Source organism: Clostridium sp. MSTE9 (genome assembly GCF_000277625.1).
Lineage (GTDB): Bacteria > Bacillota > Clostridia > Oscillospirales > Acutalibacteraceae > Faecalispora > Faecalispora jeddahensis.
The window spans coordinates 444,761-465,810 of sequence record NZ_AKFU01000035.1 but is presented as its reverse complement, the minus strand read 5'-3'; the positions used below and the strand labels follow the sequence as shown (position 1 = coordinate 465,810).

Here is a 21,050-nt window from a genome sequence, read left to right as displayed (position 1 = left end):
ACTGTGAAAAAAGTGATCTGCATTGTTTTTTTGCTTTTTCTGTTTACGATTCCCGTGCATGCGCAGTCCGTCTCGCAGGATGAGCTGTACCGCCAGCAGTATGAAGACAGCGGTGCGGCCGACCTGCCCGACGAACTGCCGGAAGAGACACGGGAATGGATGGACAGCCTGGGTATCTCTTCGCCGGACTGGCAGAGCATCCTGAACCTGACGCCGGAGACGATCTTTGAGCAGATCGGGTCATCGGCGCTCCAGCAGAGTGCGGCTCCCGTGCGGGCGCTGTTGTCGGTATTGGCGGTCATTCTGCTCTGCGCCCTGATGAACGGGATGAAGCTGAGTTTTGGCGATCGCCCGCTGAGCGGCGTGATCGGTATGGTCGGCACCCTTTGTATCTGCACAGTGGTCATTCAGCCGATCGTTACGTGCATTGAAAACGTGGCGTTTGTCATCAAGGGGGCCGCCGGATTCCTGCTGGCCAGCATCCCGATTCTCACCGGGATCATGATTGCGGGCGGGCAGACGATTTCCGCCGGGTCATACAACCTGTTGATGCTCGGTGCGGGCAACGTAATTTCGGTCATTGCTTCTACGGTGCTGGTACCTTTACTCAATATTTTTCTGGCGTTTTCGGTGGTATCCGCCGTATCCCCCGCAATGAATCTCGGCGGGCTATGCGATTTGTTCAGCAAAACCGTAAAATGGGTGCTCACCTTCTGTATGACGATCTTTTCAGGTCTGCTCACGATGCAGACGGTGGTATCCTCGGCAGCGGACGGCGCGGGCGCCAAAACCGTTCGCTTTATGGTAAGCGCCTTCGTGCCGGTGGTAGGCAGCGCGCTCAGCGATGCGATCGGCAGTGTGCAGAGCAGCGTAAAGCTGCTCAAATCGGGAGTGGGGGCGTTCGGACTTCTGGCTACAGGGGCCATTTTTCTGCCCGCGGCGCTCGAATGCCTCATTTGGCTTTTGACCCTGACCGCCTGCGCGGCGGCAGGAGATATTTTTGAGCTGAAAGAAATCACCACCCTGCTGCGGTCTTCCATGAAGGTGATACAGATCCTTCTCTCGATCATTCTGTGTTGCTTTGTCATTTTGATGATCTCTACGGTGTTGATGATGGCGATGGGGGGTGCGGTGACATGAGCGGTGTACGGGAATGGTCCTCGGTGATTGTTCTGGCGGCGCTGGCCGCGGGGATTTTGCAGTATCTGATGCCGACCGGCAGCATGGAAAAGGTGACACGGCTCGTGATCGGAGCGTTCATCATCTGCAGCATCCTCTTGCCGGTGGGGCGTCTGGTACAGCAGTTCGATGTGCAGGCCTTCGCGCAGGGGGAGGGCGCTGCGGCACCGAACCAGCAGTATCAGGACACGGTGAACCAGCAGACGGCAGAGGCGGCACAGGCCGCCGTTCGCACCGTGGTCATCGCAACGCTTTCCGAGAAGGGAATTCAGTGCAAAAATGTTGCGCTGAATATGGATACAAACGAGGACGGCCGCATATCAATTACTAAAGTGTTTGTCAGCCTTGACCAGAGGGAATCGGGAAAGCTTCAGGAAACAAAAAAGCTGCTTGAGCAGGAATTGGGATTAACAACGGAGGTGACGGCCGATGGCGGCTCGTGAAAAAGAAGACAGAAAAGAGAGCGTATCCTGGATTCAAAAGCTCGCGGAAAACGACATTTGGCGTAAGGTGATTCTGATCCTGGGGTTTGCCGGGATCGCCCTGATTTTTTTGTCGGGAATCTTTCAAAATCACGATTCCAAGGCAACCAATGCCCAGGCGGAGGAAGAGCCGACAAAAACCACTGCGCAGGAATACACGCAGCAGGTAGAAAAAAGCCTGACCGAGCTGATCGGCAATATCAACGGCGCAGGCTCTGTGAAGGTGCTTGTCACTCTGGAGCGGAACACGCAGTATGTGTACGCCACAGAGGAAAAGAAAACGACTCAGAGCACGCAGGATCAGGCGGCGAACGCTACCGTGAAAAATCAGGAGAATGACAGCCGCGAAACCAAGTACATTCTGGTCAAAGGTGCCGACGGCTCGCAGCAGGCGCTGGCCGTAACAGAGGTCGAGCCGATCGTGAAGGGGGTAGTCGTTGTATGTGAGGGCGGAAATCAGCCGGCGGTGCAGAAAGATATCATAGATGCGGTGACCACTGCGCTCAATCTTTCTTCTGCGCGGGTGTGCGTGATAAAAGCAAAATAAACAAGAAACAGGAGGAATTGTCTTATGGGTATTGGTAAACGTCAGCTGGTGCTTGCGTCCCTGGTGGTCGCGCTGGGAGCGGCTGTGTACTTAAATTGGGTGTTCCAGGGGGAGGGACCCCTGATTGCAACGGATACATTGACCTCCGGCGCGGAGCTTGGGGCGGCCCAGCTTGTGAACGGTAAGGGCAGCAGCAGTACTCCCGAAACGTCTTCTTCCGCTTCGTCCACTTCCTCAAAGGCGGTGGAGACAGCCGCAAAGGTAGATGAATACTTTACTGAGGCAAAACTTTCCCGTCAAAAGGCAAGGGATGCTTCGGTAGAAATGCTGCAGAAGGTTTTGCAGGATGCCTCCACCAATGACACGGTGAAGAAGGAATCCCTCGAAAAGGCTGCCGAGATTGCTCAGAACATCGTTCAGGAAAGCAATATTGAAAGCCTGATCAAAGCCAAAGGCTTCTCAGACTGTGTGGTGTTCCTGCAGAATTCGGAATGCAGCGTTGTCGTCCGTTCCGACGGTCTTCTGCCCAATGAGGCGATCGCCATCAAAGACATCATCGGCGGTCAGTCCGGCGTTGCCTATGACAAGATCAAAATTGTGGAGGCAAAATAAGAAAGCACCGCGCCGAATCGGAAAGGATTCGGCTTTTGGTGTGTTTTGTGAAGACATTTTCCCGGCGGCAGAGTCTCATTTTGCCGCCGGGAACAAACAAAATTGCCCGGAATCCATGTTTTCCCGCAAAAACAGTTGCACTGCACTAAAATCATGGTATAATACTACTCATGAAGAGTGGTGCGGTTCATTTTCATGAAGTACCGCGGCGGGAGGAGCCTCTAGGCTTTTTTTGCCGTACCTGCGGAAGCTTGACAATGGAATGAAAAACGGATTTGATAACCCTCCACATATCTGTCTGGAGGGTTATTTTTTTTAAAGGGATTACGATGTTTGTATCTTTCCCCTGTCAGGGGCGGGGAAAGATACGCCTTTCTCTCTCATAAGGGGACAATAAGAAAATCGTTTGGAGGACAAACTATGAGCAAAGGCAAGATGACACGGCGGGAAGAAAGAGAGCAGGCGTTTATTCTGGTATTCCAGCAGCTGATCAACCGGAATACCATTGAGGAGATCATTGACGCGGCGGAAGAATCGGCGGAGATCCGCATTGCGGAGTTTGCGGAGCGGCTCGCCAGCGGTGTGGAGAAAAACAACGCCGTGGTGGACGATAAGATCGAAAAGAATATCCGCGGCTGGTCGATGACGCGCCTTTCGAAGGTTTCCTTCGCTTTGCTGCGGGTAGCGATCTACGAAATGATGTTTGTCGACAGCATCCCCGTCAGCGTTTCGATCAACGAGGCGGTCGATCTGGCGAAAAAATACGGCGGAGCGGACGACGCACCGTTTATCAACGGCGTTCTCGGCTCTGTGGCCAAGGAATTGGAACCGGCAAATGAAGAACGGTAACTATCTCGGAATCGATACGAGCAATTATACAACCTCCGCCGCGCTGTACCGGGAGGATCAAAGCGTCACGCACTCCAAACGGCTTCTGCCGGTGAAGAAAGGCCAGCTCGGCCTGCGCCAGAGCGATGCGGTGTTTCATCATGTGCAGCAGCTGCCGCAAATCCTTGAGCCTTTGCTCCGGCAGCATCCTGTTCTTCGGGCCATCGGCGCTTCGAGCCGTCCCCGTTCGGCGGAGGACTCCTATATGCCCTGCTTTACCGTGGGGCTTGGCACTGCGAAAATACTGGCGGATACGCTCGGCATTCCGCTGTATCCCTGCTCGCATCAGGAAAATCATATTGCGGCGGCGCTGTATTCCGCCGGTCGGCTGGAACTGCTGAGGCAGACCTTTCTTGCGTTTCATGTTTCGGGCGGTACGACGGAGGCGGTATTGGTAGAGCCGGACGCAGAGCATCTGATCAGGACCCGGCTCGTCGCTTCTTCTCTGGATTTGAAAGGCGGACAGGCTGTTGACCGCGTCGGGGTCATGCTGGGTCTTTCGTTCCCGGCAGGGCCGGAACTGGAGCGGCTGGCGCTGCAAAGCGACGCGAAGTTCAAAATCCGCCCCACCATGCGCGGGTGCGACTGCTCGCTTTCCGGGATTGAAAATCAGTGCCGCGCCATGCTCGATAAGGGTGTGCCCAAAGAAGAGATCGCGCGTTTCTGCCTGCTCTCTTTGCTCGCGGCGCTCGACGCCATGTGCGGCGCGTTGCTGAAAGAATACGGGGATCTTCCCGTTTTGTTTGCGGGCGGGGTGATGTCCAACAGCATCATTCGGCAGGCGCTGACACAGCGCTGGGGCGCATCGTTCGCGACCCCTGAGTTTTCCGCAGACAACGCGGCGGGTGCGGCGATTTTGGCGGCCATAAAGGAGGGACAGGCATGAATACTCCTGTTGTTCTTACGATTTCTCAGCTCAACCGGTACATCAAATCCCTGCTGGACGGCGATCAGATGCTGTCCTCCGTGTTTTTGACCGGAGAGATTTCAAACTTTACCAATCATTATAAATCAGGTCACATGTACTTTTCGCTCAAAGACAGCCAGTGCGTGGTACGCGCCGTCATGTTTGCCGCGCAGGCCCGGCGTTTGCGCTTTCTGCCGCAGGATGGCATGAAGGTGATCGTGCGCGGGCGGGTGACGGTCTATGAGCAGAGCGGGCAGTACCAGGTCTATGTGGACGATATGCAGCCGGACGGCCTGGGGGCGCTGAACCTCGCCTATGAACAGCTCAAAACCCGGCTTGCGGCGGAGGGGCTGTTCGATGCTTCCCGTAAAAAGCCGCTGCCTGCTTACCCCAAAGCCGTGGGAGTCGTCACTTCTCCTACCGGCGCGGCCGTACAGGATATCAAGCAGATTTTGGGACGGCGCTTTCCGCTGGCGGAGGTGATTCTCTGCCCGGTGCTGGTGCAGGGCGCAGGCGCGGCGGATCAGATCGCCGCGGCGGTAGAGCGCTTTAATCGCCTTGATTGTGCCGATGTTTTGATCGTCGGGCGCGGTGGCGGTTCGATGGAAGACCTGTGGGCGTTCAACGAAGAGATAGTGGCGCGTGCCGTAGCGAATTCCAGGATTCCCGTGATCTCTGCCGTGGGGCACGAAACGGATTTTACCATCTGCGATTTTGCGGCCGATCTGCGTGCGCCGACCCCGTCCGCGGCAGCGGAGCTGGCCGTTCCGGATATCCGCGAGCTGATGGCCTATGTTTCCGGCTCGATGCTGCGGATGAAGAAATCCCTGGGGATCGAGATGCACCGCATGCAGATCGACCGGCTGGTCGACCGCATGAGCGGAAAGATGAAGCGCGATCTGGAAACCGGGCGCATGTGTCTGGCGGAGCGTTCGGCTTCGCTGCAGGCGTTCAGTCCGCTGCGGGTTCTGGCGCGCGGGTATTCCGTTGCACTGGATGCCGACGGGGAAACCGTCCGCTCGGCAGCACAGGTGCGGCAGGGTGATTCGCTGAACCTGATTGTGCAGGACGGGCGGCTGGCCTGTACCGTAAACGAGGTACGGGAAGAACAAATTGGGCAGGAGGGGGATACTCCATGAAAAAAAATATGACCTTTGAAGCGGCGATGACGGAGCTTTCGCAGATCGTGGACCGGATGGAAAGCGGAGAGGCCACGTTGGACGAATCCTTAAAGCTGTTTGAATCGGGGACGAAGCTGGCTTCGTTCTGCTATGAGAAATTACAGAACGCGGAGCAGAAAATCAAGGAGATTTCTGAGCTGGAAGAAAGGCGAGAGGAATGAGCATGAAGCGTCAGGAGCAGTATGTGGAAATGCTGGAGGAGGCTTTGTCCCGCTATTTGCCGGGCGGCGATCAATTGCAGCAGGAATTGTTCTCTTCTATGGAATACAGTCTGCTTTCCGGCGGAAAGCGGATTCGTCCGATCCTGACGCTGGAATTCTGTCGCCTGTGCGGCGGCAGTCTCACGGCGGCGCTGCCGTTTGCCTGCGCCATCGAAATGATTCACACCTATTCACTGATCCATGACGACCTTCCCTGTATGGATGACGACGAGCTGCGGCGCGGCCGACCCACCAATCACCGGGTGTACGGTGAGGCCACCGCACTGCTGGCGGGCGACGCCCTTCTGACGCTGGCATTTGAAACGATGCTTTCGCCGCAGACCATCCGCACGGCGGGCGCGGTGAAAACAGCCACGGCGGCCGGTGTTCTGGCCCGTGCGGCAGGTGCGACCGGAATGGTGGGCGGGCAGATCATCGACCTTGCCTCGGAGGGGAAGAAGATTCCGCTTTCCACGCTGCGCGTGATGGACGAGCGCAAAACCGGCGCGCTGATTCTGGCTGCGGCGGAAATGGGCTGTGTCGTCGGCGGGGCAGGCAATGAGAAGATTCGTGCCGCACGCGAATATGCCAAGGCTTTGGGGCTGGCGTTTCAGATCGTGGACGATATCCTTGATGTGACCGGCGACAGCACGCTTCTGGGCAAAAACGTCGGCGTCGATGATCTGAACGACAAAAGCACCTACGTTTCCCTCATGGGGTTGGACGGCGCGAAAAAAGCCGTGCGCGAGCTGACCGATGAGGCCGTTACGGCCCTTGCAAAGTTTGACGGCGATACCGCTTATCTGGCTGATTTGGCCCGTGAGCTGTCGGTCCGAAAGAACTGACACTGATTTTGTGTTATAATAACCTCACGGCGTAAGCGAAAGCGGAGCTTTCGACGCCTGAGAGAGCATTGAATCATCCAGTCCAAAAAAAAACAGGTGTCTGGCTGTTTTTACTCAACAGAGCGGGGAACGGGATGATATAATAACCTCACGGCGCAAGCGAAAGCGGAGCTTTCGACGCCTGAGAGAGCATTGAATCATACGGCCCGAAAAAAACAGGTGTCTGGTTGTTTTTACTCAACAAAGCGGGGAACGGGATGATATAATAACCTCACGGCGTAAGCGAAAGCGGAGCTTTCGACGCCTGAGAGAGCATTGAAGCATGATGGTATAGAGCAGAAAACAGCTTTTTATAAATGAACTGTAAATTGGTTCTGGTTATCCTGTTATAATAACAAAACACAATCGTTATTCCACCCCTGCCTGCGGCGGGGGAAGGCCCGTTTTTTTATTTTCAGAATTGCAGGTGGATCGGGACAACCTATCTTGACAAAATTGACAGGGTATGATAATATTGTTAGGCCGCATATTACGGGCTTTTGAAGTGATCGTTTGATCCGCCTGGGATAGCGAGATTGAAAAAAGGCAGGATACTCTATTTATGTATGCAGTAATTGAGACCGGCGGCAAGCAGTACAAGGTACAGTATGGCGATGTCATCTATATCGAGAAGCTTGCAGCGGAGCAGGACGCCACCGTTGAATTTAAAGTTGTTGCTCTTGGCGGCGAAGAAGGCCTGAAAGTGGGAGCTCCCTTTGTTGAGGGCGCAAGCGTAACCGGCAAGGTGCTGAAGAACGGCAAGCAGAGAAAAATTACCGTCTTTACCTATAAGCCGAAGAAGAGCTCAAAGCGCAAGATGGGCCATCGTCAGCCTTACACAAAGGTACAGATCGAGACCATTAACGCTTAATTATGATTCAGGTTTTATTTTTGCAGCAGCCGAACGGCGAGCTTTTGGGATTTCAGATGACCGGACATTCCGGATTGGCGGAAGAGGGTTCCGACATTCTGTGCGCGGCGGTTTCTTCCGCGGCGTATCTGGTGGCGAACGCGATTACCGATGTGGTTCAGATCAAGGCAGATCTTTCTGTTTCGGAGGGCGACATGTCTCTTCGAATTCCTGAAAAAGCGGTATTTCTGTGCCGAACCCTGCTGCAAGGACTCAGGCTCCATTTGATGGGCCTGCAGGAGCAATATCCAGACAATATCAGGATAAATTTTACGGAGGTGTAAAGCTATGTTAAAGATAAATATTCAGCTTTTCGCGCATAAGAAGGGCGGCGGTTCCACAAAGAACGGCCGTGATTCCGAATCCAAGCGCCTGGGCGCGAAGCGTGCGGACGGTCAGTTCGTTCTGGCCGGAAACATTCTGGTAAAACAGCGCGGTACTCACATTCATCCCGGCAACAATGTGGGCAGAGGTTCCGACGATTCTCTCTTTGCTCTGATTGACGGTACTGTGAAGTTCGAGCGTCTTGGCCGCGACCGCAAAAAGGTCAGCGTATACGCTGTTGAACAGTAATTCAGTTACCAACTGAAAGCAAAATCCCGGGATTTTCCCGGGATTTTTTGATATGATCAGGTCTATACTAAGCGGGAGCAGTCCTACTGTTCTCCGACCGATTATAGATGCCTTGTCATCGTCAATTCCCGTAAAAAGCAGCCGAATGGTAGGTGCCGATTTCTTTTTGAAAGCGGCATTCCATTATTCTTTGCTTTGAAGGGGAGAAAACAGAGAAAATATCATATATCGTTTTGAAATAGGGGAATAGTATAAGGAGCCGGAAAGCATATGTTTGTAGATATCGCGAAAGTTAAAGTGAAGGCCGGCGACGGCGGCAACGGTGCCGTCAGCTTTCACCGGGAAAAATATGTTGCGGCCGGCGGGCCGGACGGCGGCGATGGCGGCCGCGGCGGAAATGTCGTGTTTCAGGTGGACAAGAACCTTTCCACTCTGGCGGACTTCCGCTATAAACGCAAGTATATTGCCGAGAACGGGCAGAACGGCGCGGGGAAACGATGCTCCGGCAGGGGCGCGCCCGATCTGGTGATCCGTGTGCCGCAGGGAACTCTGGTGCGCGATCTGGAAAGCGGCCGTCTGCTCGCGGACTTGTCTACCGATGAGCCGCAGATCATTGCCCGCGGCGGAAACGGCGGGTGGGGAAATGCCCATTTTGCCACTCCCACGCGGCAGACCCCTCGTTTTGCAAAGCCGGGCCAGCCCGGCGAAGCGTTCGATGTGCAGCTTGAGCTGAAGCTTTTGGCGGATGTCGGTCTGGTCGGTTTCCCAAATGTTGGAAAATCGACGCTCGTTTCCGTCGTGAGTGAGGCAAAGCCGAACATTGCGAATTATCACTTTACGACCATTACGCCGGTTTTGGGCGTTGTCTTTCTGGGTGAGGGACAATCCTTCGTTATGGCAGACATTCCCGGCCTGATTGAAGGTGCCGGAGAGGGCGCCGGACTGGGCCACCAGTTTTTGCGTCACGTGGAGCGCTGCCGTCTGCTGGTGCATATTGTAGATGTTGCAGGCAGCGAAGGGCGCGATCCCAAAGAAGATTTTGAGACCATCAACCGTGAGCTGAAAAAGTTTAATGGGGAACTTTCCGAACGCCCGATGCTCGTGGCGGGGAACAAATGCGACCTCGCGACCGAGGAGCAGATCGAGGAGTTTCGCCGCTTTGTGGAAGAGCAGGGCTATGAGTTCTTCCCGATTATGGCTGCCATTCGTTATGGGGTAGACCCGCTTTTAAAGCGGATTCAGGAAAAGCTCTCGCAGCTGCCGCCAGTGATTCGCTTCGAGCCCGATCCGGTGCCGCTGCTCGAAATCACTCCCGAACAGGCGGAGAAATTTACGGTTACCAATCAGGACGGTGTCTTTGTGGTAGAGGGAGAATGGCTGCTTCAGCTGCTGCGCTCCGTCAACTTTGACGATTACGAGTCCCTGCAATATTTCCAGCGTGTTCTGATCAGTTCCGGTGTCATCGACGCCCTGCGTGAGGCAGGGGCCGAAGAAGGCGACACCGTCAGTATGTATGATCTGGAATTCGATTTTGTGGAATAGGGGGCCTGATTTTTGGAACGCTTTTTAGAGAAAGACTGCGATCCGCGTCAGCTCAGTCCCCTGACCCTTGCCTTTGTCGGCGACGGCGTATTCGAACTGTTTGTGCGGGAGCGCCTGGTCTGCCAGGCAAACTGCCCGGTGAATACGTTGCATAAAAATGCTGTGGCCCAGGTGTGCTGCGGTGCGCAGGCACAGGCGGCGCAAAAGCTGATCCCTTTGTTTACCGAAGAGGAAGAAGCCGTTTTCCGCCGGGGACGAAACGCAAAAGTATCTCATGTACCGAAAAACTCCAGCCCGGCCGATTACCACGCGGCCACTGCGCTGGAAGCCTTATTTGGATATTTATATTTGAAAGGGGAGTTGGCGCGCCTGCGTCAATTCTTTGCCTTAATCTGCGAGGAGTGAGGTGCTTTCGTATGGGAGCTTTGAAAAAGCGCAATCAGATTGTTTTTTTGGATGTCCTGTATTTTCTGATCGGCAGTGTACTGTTTTCGGTTTCGGTCAACTGTTTTACCGCACCGAATCACATCGCACCCGGCGGAATTACCGGTCTTGCAACGGTTCTCAATTATCTCTTTGGTACACCGATCGGAACCATGCTGTTTGTCATCAACGTTCCGGTGTTCCTGTGGGCCATCTGGGAGCTGGGATACCGCTTGGTAGGAAAGACCATTTTGGCTACCCTGATGTGTTCCGTTACCATTGACGCGCTTGCTTCTTACCTCCCTGTGTATGAGGGCGACCACATGCTCGCCGCAATTTTTGGCGGCGTACTGGAGGGAATCGGGCTTTCCCTGGTTCTGCTGCGGGGCGCGACGACCGGCGGCACAGACCTGATCGCCCGTTTACTGGAACTAAGGCTGCGCGGACTTTCCATCGGCCAGCTGATGATGGGTGTGGACGCGATGGTGATTCTGCTCTCCGGATTTGTGTACCGCAGTCTGGAAAGCGCCCTTTATGCGTTTATCGCCGTTTTTGTATCCACCCGTCTGATCGATACGATCCTGTACGGCGCGGACGCCGGTACCGGCAAAATGCTCTTTATCATTTCGGAAAAGAATGACGAAATCGCGGCGAAAATCCTCTCTGAGATGGATCGCGGCGTTACGGCCCTGAAATCAAGGGGCGTATACAGCAACCGTGACGGGGAAGTGCTGCTGTGTGCCGTGCGGCGCTATGAGGTCAGCAAAATGACAGACGTGATCCGCTCCACAGACCACAAGGCCTTTATCATTATCGGTGAAGCAGGACAGATCACCGGGCAGGGCTTCCGAGAGATCAGGAAGGAAGAAAAAACCCTGAAAGATCTTCTGAATAAAAGCGAGAAGCCCGAAGATCAATAAGTACATTCGAAAGAAAGCCGCAAAAAGGGAAGAGCAGACGGTTTTGCCATTCGTCAAAACCGTCTGCTCTAAAATGTTACTAGTCGTTTAGCGGTAGTTATTGTTGTTCTCTACGTTATTGTAGGAGGAAGAGTCCTTCTTCTGCTGAGTGGAATTGCTGGTCTTATTGTTGCTCTGAGTAGAGTTGCTGTTCTGAGTAGAGTTGTTGGTTCTATTGTTGCTGCTCTGGGATTTGCAGTTGCTGGTGGAATTCTGGGTCTTGTTTGTGCTCTTCTCATAATTTTTATCCAAGTATTTCACCCCCTTCGCGATTATTGTTTTCCGTTCCTTTTGAAATATACAAACAATCTTTGGGAGCTGACCTGTTTATGAACGAATATCCTTCGGCGTTTTTGGGCCGTATGCACACGCTGCTGGGCGACGAATACGCCGATTTTTTAAAGTGTATGGAGCAGCCTTCCATGCGCGGAATTCGATTAAATCCGATCAAATGCGACGAAAAAACACTAAAAAACGCACTCGATTTTCCAATCGAAATCAGCCCGTTTTCTCCATATTCTTACTATATTCCCGAGGATGCGGACAAGCCCGGCAGCATCCCGCTGCACCACGCGGGGGCCTTTTATTCGCAGGAGCCTTCCGCGGCTTCCGCCGTGACCATACTGAGCCCTCAGCCGGGGGAGAAAATCCTCGATCTGTGCGCCGCGCCGGGCGGAAAATCCACGCAAATCGCGGCTTTGCTGGCCGGCAGGGGACTGCTGTGGTCGAACGAGGTGGTTCGCTCCCGCGCGATGGCGCTGCTTTCCAATCTGGAGCGCATGGGTGTTTCAAACGCCGTGATTTCCTCGTGTCATCCCGAGCTGCTGTGCGAAACGCTTTCCGGTTTTTTTGACCGTGTTCTGGTGGACGCGCCCTGCTCCGGGGAGGGAATGTTTCGCCGCGACGCGCAGGCCGTGCAGGATTGGAGCGAGGAGCATGTGAAAACGTGCGCGGTTCGTCAGGGCCTGATTCTGGACAGCGCCGCAAACGCCCTGCGGGAAAACGGAATCCTTGTTTATTCTACCTGCACCTTTTCACCGGAAGAAAACGAAGAAACCGTCCGTGCGTTTCTGCTCCGGCATCCGGATTTTATTCTGGAGGATTCCGGCGTTTCCTTTGGCAGGCCCGGAATCGGAATGCCGCAGGCACGGCGCGTTTTCCCGATGGACGGCGGAGACGGGCACTTTGTGGCAAAAATGAGAAGGACTTCGCCCGCTGCTTGCCGTGCGGCGGACTATCCCTTTGCAAAATTCTCTGCAGAGGCAGACGCAAAAGCGCTGTACGGCCAGATTTTTAACACTCCGCTGTCGCGCCCGCTGATTCAAAGCGGCAGTTCGATTCTGATTGCGCCAGAGTTTCTTCCCGGGTTGTCCGGCCTTGGGGTGATCCGTGCCGGCGTGATGCTCGGTGAAATCCAGAAAGGACGTATCGAGCCGGCGCATGCGCTGTTTTTGTCATCGTTGCCGCACCAGCTAAGGCAGACGGTGGATTTTTCGTCCCGCTCATCGGAGATCCGCGCGTATCTGCACGGGGAAGAGCTGGAGGTCGATCCCGCTTTGAAAGGCTATGCGGGGGTCGCTGTTGACAGTGTGATGACGGGATTCGGCAAGTGTTCTTCCGGTAAAATGAAGAACCGGTATCCAAAAGGTCTGCGCAGCCATACCTGATATTTTGTGTATTTTTCTGTCCGATTGCGGATGACAGGTGTCTTGAATTTAAAAATGAATGATGTTACAATGAGTTAAAGTGATAAAATATCAGGGAGGGCTAACTATGCAAATCAGAGTTGAACACACTCAACACCCCAAGGCCAAGCCTGCGGATGAGACAAAATTGGGATTCGGCCGTACTTTTACGGACCATATGTTTATTATGGACTACACCAGCGGCGAGGGCTGGCATGATCCCCGAATCGTACCGTATGCTCCCCTGAATCTGGAGCCGTCCGCCATGTGCCTGCATTATGGACAATCTGTTTTTGAGGGTATGAAAGCTTACCGTACGGACGATAACCGGATTCTGCTGTTTCGTCCCGACAGAAATATGGCGCGTTTGAACGTATCGAACGAACGTCTCTGTATTCCGCAGATCGACGAGCAGTTTGCGGTGGAAGCAATCAAGAAGCTGGTCTCTGTAGATCGTGACTGGGTGCCTTCTGCTCCCGGTACATCATTATACATACGCCCGTTTATTATCGGCGTTGATCCGGTTGTGGGCGTGCATCCCGCGCATCACCTCATGTTTATCATCATCTGCTCGCCCGTCGGCGCATATTATCCCGAAGGCCTGAACCCGGTGAAGATTTATGTGGAAGACGGCTATGTGCGTGCGGTAAAGGGCGGCATGGGCTTTGCAAAGACCGCCGGCAACTACGCGGCGTCCCTCAAGGCGCAGGACGAGGCGGAAAAGCAGAACTATACACAGGTTTTGTGGCTCGACGGTGTGGAGCGCAAATACATTGAAGAAGTCGGCACCATGAACGTATTCTTCCAGATCGGCGACGAAGTGGTCACTCCCGCTTTGCAGGGTTCCATTTTGTCCGGTGTGACCCGTATGTCCGCTATCGATATCCTGAAATCCTGGGGCCTGAATGTCACTGAGCGTCGTCTGTCGATTCAGGAAGTGGCCGACGCGGCCAAAGAGGGCAATCTCAAAGAAGCGTTCGGTACCGGTACCGCGGCTGTAATTTCCCCGATCGGTCACCTCAAGTGGGGCGATGTGATCATGGAGTTCAACGACGGTAAAATCGGCCCGTTGTCCCAGCGTCTGTACGATACCATGACCGGTATTCAGTGGGGCAAACTGCCGGATACCTTCGGCTGGACAGTTGCAGTAGATTAATCATCAGGTCATTCGCTGATGTTCAGAAAGCGGCGGCTTCGGCTGCCGCTTTTTTGATGAGAGGGAGGGAAAATGCTTTGCGCACACTGACTTTTGCGGTTCCCGCGGAATATGAAGGCTGCCGCCTGAAGGGCTTTCTGCGCGGGTATTGCCGTGTATCGGCCCGCCTTCTGGTAAAACTCAAGCGGGTTCCGAACGGCCTTTGTGTCAACGGAACACATGCCACGGCCATTACTCTGCTGCATGCAGGGGACAATGTTTGCCTGAACCTGCCGCAGGACGAGGAGATTCCCGTTCCATCGGAAGTGCCGATTTCGGTTTTGTATGAGGATGCCGATCTGCTGGCAGTGAATAAACCTGCCGGCATGGCGATGTATCCCGTGCCGGGCTCAGACTCAGGCACGCTGTCGAATGCGGTGGCGTTTCATTGGCGCAGGGCAGGGGAGACCTGCCGGTTCCGGCCTGTATATCGATTGGATAAAAATACAAGCGGAATTGTAATTATTGCAAAAAATTCCTATATTGCGGCAGCTTTGTCCCATAATATACAAAAAGAATACATTGCTGTCTGCGAAGGTGTTCTGTCGGGACGTGGAACGATCGATTCGCCGATTGCGCTGGCTCCCGGCAGCAAAATTCAGAGAATGGTTTCGCCTTCCGGTGAGGCAGCCGTCACCCACTGGCAGAGCGTATGCTCGAAAAATGACCTTACTTTTCTGAAAATACACCTGGAAACCGGTCGAACTCATCAGATTCGAGTACATTTGTCGAGTATTTTTCATCCGCTTTCCGGGGATGACTTGTATGGAGGACATCTGGATAAAATCGGGCGTCAGGCGCTGCATTGCCTTTCGGCCAGTCTGATCCATCCCGTTACCAAAGAAGCGCTTTTTTTGCAGGCCCCCATACCAGAAGATTTTGTTCTGCTGTTGCAGGAGCTGAATGTATCAATTGCATAAAATTTGAAAAACGATTCCTTTTGAAAACAACGAACCTGACAAAATTGGTTTTTATAAGATTTATGACTTGATTTATGTATAATTATGCGATATAATACATTCATATTTTAGTTCTGTGAGAAAAATGAGATTGAATAGAAGAGGGATAGAACCATGAAAAAATCAGTAAAGTTTTTAGCGGTCTGTCTTGCAGCCGCAGCCATGCTGTCCATGTCCGCCTGCAACGGCGGCGGTACCTCCAGCGGGTCGGCGTCTGATTCCAGCAACAACGGCGTCAGCACCAGCACTTTGGATACGATCAAGAAAAACGGATTTATCACCATGTCTACCAACGCGGAATTTGAGCCGTTTGAATACAAAGACGGCGAAAGCATTGTGGGCATCGATCTTGAAATTTCCCAGAAAATCGCCGATAAGCTTGGCGTTGAACTGAAGGTGAACGACGTTGCTTTCGATTCTCTGATTCCGGAAATCACCTCCGGCAAAGCGGATTTTGTTGCAGCCGGCATGACTGCTGATGACGAGAGAAGAAAGAATGTTGATTTCTCCGACAGCTATTTTGACGCAGGCCAGGCGGTCATCGTGAAAAAGGGCGGAGACATTAAGGCACCCAAAGATCTGGACGGCAAGAAGGTCGGCGTGCAGACCGGTACCACAGGCGACAAGTACTGCACCAACGAAGACGGCACCAGCGAGATCAAGGTTGGCTCCGTTGAGCGTTACAACAAGGGTATGGATGCTGTTTCCGATCTGATCGCCGGCAGAATCGACGCGGTTGTTATCGATGATTTCCCGGCTCAGAAATACGTTGAGAAGAACAGCGATAAAATTGCAAAGCTCGACGACATGCTGACGAGTGAGCAGTATGCAATTGCCGTGAAAAAGGGCAACACCGAGCTTACCGATCTGATCAATGAGACTTTGAAAGAGTTGAAGGACAGCGGCGATCTGCAGAAAATCTTTGATAAATATCTGGCACAGGAATCATAACAGAGCTTCTGTGATTTTCGGGCTGGGTAGCGGGATTCCCCGCTGCCCTCCTTTGCCTTTTCGTCCCATTTAAGGAGGTTGCTATGGGGAATCTGATCCTGAACCCACAATATCTGGCCGGTTTTGATATTGGGCGTTTCTTTCAAGATCTGTACATGAATTTGGGGCAGCATTTTTATGATGCTTTTATCGTGAAAAACCGGTATAAATATATCGTTTCCGGTTTGGGGAACACACTGCTGATCACCCTGTTCGCGGTGATGATCGGTATTGTGCTTGGCACACTGGTTGCCCTCATCCGCGTAACACATAATAATGATAAGAAAAAATTTCGCTTTCTGAATGCGATTTGCAGCATTTACCTGACGGTCATTCGCGGAACCCCTGTTGTGGTTCAGCTTTTGATTACGTATTATGTGATTTATCAGTCTGCGGATAAAATGGTTGCGGCCGTCATCGCGTTCGGCATCAATTCCGGTGCGTATGTGGCCGAGGTCATCCGCAGCGGAATTCAGTCTGTGGACAAGGGTCAGATCGAGGCGGGGCGTTCCCTTGGTCTGAATCAGAAAACCACGATGATCAAAATCGTGTTCCCGCAGGCGCTGAAAAACGTGGCTCCTGCTATCTTCAATGAGTTCATTTCCCTGCTCAAGGAAACCTCTGTCGCCGGTTATATCGGTGTGCAGGATCTGACCAAGGCGGGCGATGTCATCCGCAGCATTACCTACGACGCGTATACGCCGCTGTTAACGGTCGCCGCGGTTTATCTGTTGATCGTCATGATTCTCACCAGATTCCTCACCGTGCTGGAAAGGAGGCTGAGCGCAAGTGATATCCGTTAAAAACCTGGAAAAGACGTTTCACACCTCCCGCGGAGATCTTCCCGTTCTCATGGGAATCAATCAGACAATCGAAAAGGGAGAAAAGGTAGTTATCGTCGGGCCGTCCGGCTCGGGAAAAAGCACCTTTCTGCGCTGCCTGAACCTTTTGGAGCAGCCGACTTCCGGTGAAATCTGGTTTGAGGAGGAGGAAATCACCAACCCCAAATGCAACATTAATCTTCTCCGCCAGAAGATGGGAATGGTGTTTCAGCACTTCAATCTGTTCCCGCACCTGACGATTCTGGAGAACATCACGCTGGCCCCGACATCTTTGAAGCTGAAAACTCAGGAAGAGGCCGAGCGTTCGGCCATGCAGCTTCTCGAACGAGTCGGCCTGGCCGATAAGGCACAGGCATACCCTGCTCAGCTTTCCGGCGGGCAGAAGCAGCGCATTGCCATCGTTCGCTCGTTGGCGATGGAGCCGAAAGTGATGCTGTTTGACGAGCCCACCTCCGCGCTGGACCCTGAAATGGTCGGCGAGGTTCTGCAGGTCATGAAGCAGCTGGCCCAGGAGGGTATGACGATGATCGTCGTCACCCATGAAATGGGTTTTGCCAGAGAGGTCGCCACCCGGATTCTGTTTATGGATCAGGGGCAGGTTCTGGAGGAAGCTCCTCCGCAGGAGTTCTTCGCGAGCCCGAAGCATGCAAGACTTCAGGACTTTCTTTCGAAGGTTCTGTAATAGATGGGGCTGTTGCAAAACAGTTCCATTCCAAAAACAGTGTATAAAAAATGCGTCTTGATTGGGCTGCTGAAGCCATCAAGGCGCATCTTTTGTGTTTAGGGGAGAAATTCGGTTTTGCATGGGAATTGCAAAGGTCAGGAATTGTTCTGCCTTTCCTGCGACTGCAGATTCTCAGCAATCGCTTTCAGCTCATCAATTGTATGAATCTCAACGCTGGACTGATGGATGGATTCCTGAATAAAATGGGGAAGAGAAGAAAAATATCGGTTCATTTCCTGATCATTCGCCTGAAACATGTGAATCGCCTCCTGAAAAGTTCATTCCTATTTGGTAGATTTTCCAGTTCCCCTGCAGATATTCATCCGCCAGCACTTTCATATTGCCGCGCGGCACGGAATATATCTGGGCAGGAGGGGATTCTGATGAAAGCGTTTGGAAAAGGAATTTTGCTTTTTCTGGTCGGCGGCCTGATTTATTTTTGGCTCGAAATGCTGTGGAGAGGGTATTCTCATTGGAGTATGTTTCTGCTCGGCGGGCTGTGCTTTGTCCTGTGCGGACTAATCAACGAGGTTGTTTCCTGGGATATGCCGCTGCTGCTTCAAATGCTGATTTCGGCTTTGATGATCACTGCGCTGGAATTCCTGACAGGCTGTATCGTCAATCTTTGGCTGGGGTGGCAGGTGTGGGATTATTCCAAGCTGCGCTTTCAGCTGCTGGGGCAGATCAGCCTGAAATCCAGCGTGATTTGGTTTCTGTTGTCCAGTGTGGGAATTATGCTGGACGACTGGATCCGCTATTGGTTTTTCGACGAAGACAGACCGTATTACCGGCTAAGTTAAAAGGCATGCTTGCAAAGAGCAGGCAAAAACGGTAGAATAAAACAAGAGACAGTGAGGCCTTGTTTGTAAAATCAAGAGTCTCGCCTGTTTCAGCTGAAATTGCGTCCGTCTGTATCAAAAATGCCTGGAATACGGCAAGTATTCCTGTGCGGCTTCCTTGTCGGGCATAATTTCATCTCGAAAATCCATCGATTTTTCATTTGCAAACAAGACTGAAACTGAAATCTGCTGATAAGAGGGATTTAACATGGATAAAATTGCAAGCTTTCAGATCAACCACGACATTTTAACTCCTGGAATTTACCTTTCCCGCATAGACGGAGATATCACCACATACGACGTTCGCCTGAGAAAACCGAATGTGCCGCCGTTTTTATCGAATCCGGCCATGCATACAATGGAGCATTTGTTTGCGACGATGGCCCGCAACTCCGCGTTCCGTGACCAGATCATTTACTTTGGCCCTATGGGATGCCGCACCGGATTCTATTTTCTTGTCAGAGATATGAAGCATTCCGATGCCATTGCCCTGATGAAAGACATTTTTGCAAAGATCGCGGATTATTCCGGCGAGGTTCCCGGCTGCACCTCCATTGAGTGCGGCAACTATCTGGAGCACGATCTTGAAGAAGCCAAACAGGAGGCGGCAGCCTTTCTGCCGGTCATTTCAGACTGGACGGAACAGCGTCTGACCTATCCCGTCTGAGTCTCTTTTCTTTCGCCTGAATCCTCCAGAAAAATTTACCAAATTGTAAATTCCTTCCAAAAGGTTGCATATTTTTGATTTTTATATTATCATATAAGAGTTCATTACAAATTTGTAACCAATTTTCCTTGCGCGAAAGGAAGGACTGACGGAATGCAACAATTATCCCTTCATCGAGTTTCGATTCAGGGGTACGGCGCCGCTGGCTGCCGTATGATATATATCACCGGGGTTCAGTCTGTCCGGATTTTAAAAAGACTGCGCAGAAGATTTGTCCGTTTTATGACTCCCGCTGTGGAGCTGGCCGGATTGATTTATGCGAAAACCATTGGCAAACAATTGCTCAAGCTGAAAAAAGAGATCCGCCTGTTTTGGGATAATTTTCGAAAAGATGGAGAGCATTTAAAAGAGCTTTCCAAAGGATTGACCCTCACAGGTGCGATCGGGCGTCTTCAGCATGTTGGACTTCACTTTGTGATCCGCAAAAAATTTGTGATGTCTGTGCTGAACATCGCGGCTCCGGTTTGTTCCGTATTTTTGCTGCTGGGTACCATCAGCTATTGGAATCATCAGGATTACGGTCTGGTTTTAAGCTATGACGGAAAACAGATTGCGACGATCAAAGACGAATCTGTTTTTGAAAAAGCGACAGAAATGGTGAATCAGCGCATGGTGTACAACACCGTGGCCTCCGCCAATTTGAAAATCACACCCACCTTTATTCTTACCGCGATGGACAGCGGCAGATTTTATGCTGCCAGCACGTTATGCGACCGCCTGATTCAACAGTCCAACGGGATCATTGAAGAGGGCAGCGGATTATATGTTGACGGGGAACTGATCGGCGCGGTGAAAAGCAGTGCGGACATGACATATCTTTTGCAGAACATTCTCAACACTGCGAAAGCCGGTGATCAGGCGGCAAAGGTTTCTTTTTCCGAGGATGTGGAAACCATCAACGGATTGTTCCCGACTGCCAGCATTATCAGCGCCGAGAATATGGCCGAAAAGCTGACCGGTTCTGAGCAGGCTGCGGCGGTGTATACGGTAAAAGACGGCGATACCGCCACCTCGATCGCGAGGCAGTACAACCTTACGTTATCGGAACTGAACCGCCTGAATAATAATCGGGTCGGCGACGATTTGAAAATTGGCATGCAGCTGAACGTACAGACTCCACAGACCCTGCTGCATGTAAAAGTAGTGAAAAAAGAAACCCGGACAACCTCTTTGCCCTATAAAACCGTTACAGAGAAGGATGACAGCCAGTATACGGATTATTCCAAAATCGTAACACAGGGTCAGGAGGGCGTTCAGGAAATTACAGAAGAGGTCACCTATGTCAACGGGATTGAAACCTCGCGCACAACGCTCAGCAAGCGTGTTGTTACCGAGGCTGTGGACAAAAAGGTTGTGACCGGTACAAAAAAGCGTCCGCAGTACAGCGGTTCTGGCGAGAGCAGCGGGTCTCTGATGTGGCCTGTGCCTTCCATCCGCAATATCACCAGCTACTTTGCTTATCGCTGGGGCAGAATGCACACCGGTATCGACATTTCCGGCGGTAATTCTTACGGCAAAACCATTGTGGCGGCAGACGGCGGCGTGGTTTCTTATGTCAAATACAGCTCCAGTGGATACGGATATCATCTGCAGATCAACCATGGAAACGGCATTTCTACTCTGTACGGTCACACCAGCAAGATTCTGGTTTCCTCTGGGCAAAGGGTTTCAAAGGGCCAGCCCATCGCGCTGATCGGCAGCACAGGAGATTCCACCGGTGCTCACCTGCATTTTGAGGTAATTAAAAATGGCCAAAAAGTGAATCCGTTGCTGTATGTGAGCCGCTGAGAAAGAACGAAAAA

General features: G+C 52.5%; 26 protein-coding genes. 24 read left to right on the top strand and 2 right to left on the bottom strand.

The window, feature by feature from the left end:
- The first annotated feature begins 3 nt into the window (after nt 1-3).
- The 15 genes from HMPREF1141_RS11095 to HMPREF1141_RS11025 all read left to right on the top strand — a co-directional run bounded on the left by HMPREF1141_RS11095 (nt 4) and on the right by HMPREF1141_RS11025 (nt 11,248).
- Nucleotides 4-1,140, top strand: a complete 1,137-nt coding sequence (locus HMPREF1141_RS11095; protein ID WP_009063455.1) for a stage III sporulation protein AE — start codon at nt 4-6, stop codon at nt 1,138-1,140.
- Nucleotides 1,137-1,622, top strand: coding sequence for a stage III sporulation protein AF (locus HMPREF1141_RS11090; RefSeq protein ID WP_009063779.1), 486 nt, complete (start codon nt 1,137-1,139; stop codon nt 1,620-1,622). Before HMPREF1141_RS11095 ends, HMPREF1141_RS11090 begins: the two co-directional genes overlap by 4 nt.
- On the top strand, nt 1,609-2,208 hold the full coding sequence (locus HMPREF1141_RS11085) for a stage III sporulation protein AG (protein WP_009064269.1): 600 nt from the start codon (nt 1,609-1,611) through the stop codon (nt 2,206-2,208). The genes HMPREF1141_RS11090 and HMPREF1141_RS11085 overlap by 14 nt, the downstream gene beginning before the upstream one ends.
- Before the next feature lie 24 nt (nt 2,209-2,232).
- The gene (locus HMPREF1141_RS11080) at nt 2,233-2,820 is read left to right on the top strand and encodes a SpoIIIAH-like family protein (RefSeq protein WP_009063919.1); all 588 of its coding nucleotides are present in this window, start codon (nt 2,233-2,235) and stop codon (nt 2,818-2,820) included.
- Between the two features lie 420 nt (nt 2,821-3,240).
- Nucleotides 3,241-3,669, top strand: coding sequence for a transcription antitermination factor NusB (nusB, locus tag HMPREF1141_RS11075; protein WP_009063633.1), 429 nt, complete (start codon nt 3,241-3,243; stop codon nt 3,667-3,669).
- Nucleotides 3,656-4,594, top strand: a complete 939-nt coding sequence (locus HMPREF1141_RS11070) for a peptidase M22 (protein ID WP_009063794.1) — start codon at nt 3,656-3,658, stop codon at nt 4,592-4,594. The genes nusB and HMPREF1141_RS11070 overlap by 14 nt, the downstream gene beginning before the upstream one ends.
- Nucleotides 4,591-5,754, top strand: coding sequence for an exodeoxyribonuclease VII large subunit (gene xseA, locus HMPREF1141_RS11065; protein WP_009063461.1), 1,164 nt, complete (start codon nt 4,591-4,593; stop codon nt 5,752-5,754). The genes HMPREF1141_RS11070 and xseA overlap by 4 nt, the downstream gene beginning before the upstream one ends.
- On the top strand, nt 5,751-5,957 hold the full coding sequence (xseB, locus tag HMPREF1141_RS11060) for an exodeoxyribonuclease VII small subunit (protein WP_009064138.1): 207 nt from the start codon (nt 5,751-5,753) through the stop codon (nt 5,955-5,957). The genes xseA and xseB overlap by 4 nt, the downstream gene beginning before the upstream one ends.
- Nucleotides 5,954-6,841: a polyprenyl synthetase family protein gene (locus HMPREF1141_RS11055; RefSeq protein ID WP_009063787.1), complete on the top strand. Its 888-nt coding sequence runs from the start codon at nt 5,954-5,956 to the stop codon at nt 6,839-6,841. Before xseB ends, HMPREF1141_RS11055 begins: the two co-directional genes overlap by 4 nt.
- A 601-nt stretch (nt 6,842-7,442) precedes the next feature.
- Nucleotides 7,443-7,751, top strand: coding sequence for a 50S ribosomal protein L21 (gene rplU, locus HMPREF1141_RS11050; RefSeq protein ID WP_009063990.1), 309 nt, complete (start codon nt 7,443-7,445; stop codon nt 7,749-7,751).
- 2 nt (nt 7,752-7,753) lie between these two features.
- Nucleotides 7,754-8,074, top strand: a complete 321-nt coding sequence (locus HMPREF1141_RS11045) for a ribosomal-processing cysteine protease Prp (RefSeq protein ID WP_009064032.1) — start codon at nt 7,754-7,756, stop codon at nt 8,072-8,074.
- 4 nt (nt 8,075-8,078) lie between these two features.
- Nucleotides 8,079-8,363: a 50S ribosomal protein L27 gene (gene rpmA / locus HMPREF1141_RS11040; protein ID WP_009063459.1), complete on the top strand. Its 285-nt coding sequence runs from the start codon at nt 8,079-8,081 to the stop codon at nt 8,361-8,363.
- A gap of 270 nt (nt 8,364-8,633) precedes the next feature.
- The gene (gene obgE / locus HMPREF1141_RS11035; RefSeq protein ID WP_009063710.1) at nt 8,634-9,905 is read left to right on the top strand and encodes a GTPase ObgE; all 1,272 of its coding nucleotides are present in this window, start codon (nt 8,634-8,636) and stop codon (nt 9,903-9,905) included.
- A gap of 12 nt (nt 9,906-9,917) precedes the next feature.
- Entirely contained in the window at nt 9,918-10,310 is a 393-nt protein-coding gene (locus HMPREF1141_RS11030) for a ribonuclease III domain-containing protein (RefSeq protein WP_009063963.1), read from the top strand.
- Nucleotides 10,311-10,321: 11 nt separating this feature from the next.
- Entirely contained in the window at nt 10,322-11,248 is a 927-nt protein-coding gene (locus tag HMPREF1141_RS11025; RefSeq protein WP_009063840.1) for a YitT family protein, read from the top strand.
- Between the two features lie 87 nt (nt 11,249-11,335).
- On the opposite strand, the gene HMPREF1141_RS11020 is transcribed toward HMPREF1141_RS11025, so the two are convergent.
- The gene (locus HMPREF1141_RS11020; protein WP_009063482.1) at nt 11,336-11,539 is read right to left on the bottom strand and encodes a hypothetical protein; all 204 of its coding nucleotides are present in this window, start codon (nt 11,537-11,539) and stop codon (nt 11,336-11,338) included.
- Nucleotides 11,540-11,616: 77 nt separating this feature from the next.
- Here HMPREF1141_RS11020 and HMPREF1141_RS11015 point away from each other — a divergent pair, with 77 nt between their 5' ends.
- The 6 genes from HMPREF1141_RS11015 (at nt 11,617) to HMPREF1141_RS10990 (ending at nt 17,640) form a co-directional block, all read left to right on the top strand.
- Complete coding sequence (locus HMPREF1141_RS11015; RefSeq protein ID WP_009063600.1) at nt 11,617-12,954, top strand: RsmB/NOP family class I SAM-dependent RNA methyltransferase; 1,338 nt, start codon at nt 11,617-11,619, stop codon at nt 12,952-12,954.
- A gap of 106 nt (nt 12,955-13,060) precedes the next feature.
- A complete protein-coding gene (locus HMPREF1141_RS11010; protein WP_035316918.1) occupies nt 13,061-14,128 on the top strand; it encodes a branched-chain amino acid aminotransferase in 1,068 nt (355 codons plus the stop codon).
- A gap of 77 nt (nt 14,129-14,205) precedes the next feature.
- Complete coding sequence (locus HMPREF1141_RS11005; protein ID WP_009063903.1) at nt 14,206-15,087, top strand: RluA family pseudouridine synthase; 882 nt, start codon at nt 14,206-14,208, stop codon at nt 15,085-15,087.
- Nucleotides 15,088-15,240: 153 nt separating this feature from the next.
- Nucleotides 15,241-16,077: a transporter substrate-binding domain-containing protein gene (locus tag HMPREF1141_RS11000; protein WP_009063653.1), complete on the top strand. Its 837-nt coding sequence runs from the start codon at nt 15,241-15,243 to the stop codon at nt 16,075-16,077.
- An 83-nt stretch (nt 16,078-16,160) separates the two neighbouring features.
- Nucleotides 16,161-16,919 (top strand): amino acid ABC transporter permease, encoded by a 759-nt coding sequence (locus tag HMPREF1141_RS10995; RefSeq protein WP_009064185.1) that lies wholly within the window; start codon nt 16,161-16,163, stop codon nt 16,917-16,919.
- A complete protein-coding gene (locus HMPREF1141_RS10990; protein ID WP_009063983.1) occupies nt 16,906-17,640 on the top strand; it encodes an amino acid ABC transporter ATP-binding protein in 735 nt (244 codons plus the stop codon). Before HMPREF1141_RS10995 ends, HMPREF1141_RS10990 begins: the two co-directional genes overlap by 14 nt.
- A gap of 137 nt (nt 17,641-17,777) precedes the next feature.
- On the opposite strand, the gene HMPREF1141_RS17570 is transcribed toward HMPREF1141_RS10990, so the two are convergent.
- Entirely contained in the window at nt 17,778-17,939 is a 162-nt protein-coding gene (locus HMPREF1141_RS17570; protein WP_009063668.1) for a hypothetical protein, read from the bottom strand.
- A gap of 126 nt (nt 17,940-18,065) precedes the next feature.
- Here HMPREF1141_RS17570 and HMPREF1141_RS10985 point away from each other — a divergent pair, with 126 nt between their 5' ends.
- From HMPREF1141_RS10985 to HMPREF1141_RS10975, 3 genes are all read left to right on the top strand, one after another.
- A complete protein-coding gene (locus tag HMPREF1141_RS10985; protein ID WP_009064196.1) occupies nt 18,066-18,482 on the top strand; it encodes a hypothetical protein in 417 nt (138 codons plus the stop codon).
- A gap of 247 nt (nt 18,483-18,729) precedes the next feature.
- Entirely contained in the window at nt 18,730-19,188 is a 459-nt protein-coding gene (locus HMPREF1141_RS10980) for an S-ribosylhomocysteine lyase (RefSeq protein WP_009063595.1), read from the top strand.
- A 153-nt stretch (nt 19,189-19,341) separates the two neighbouring features.
- Nucleotides 19,342-21,036, top strand: a complete 1,695-nt coding sequence (locus HMPREF1141_RS10975; protein WP_009064326.1) for a peptidoglycan DD-metalloendopeptidase family protein — start codon at nt 19,342-19,344, stop codon at nt 21,034-21,036.
- Nucleotides 21,037-21,050: the final 14 nt, after the last annotated feature.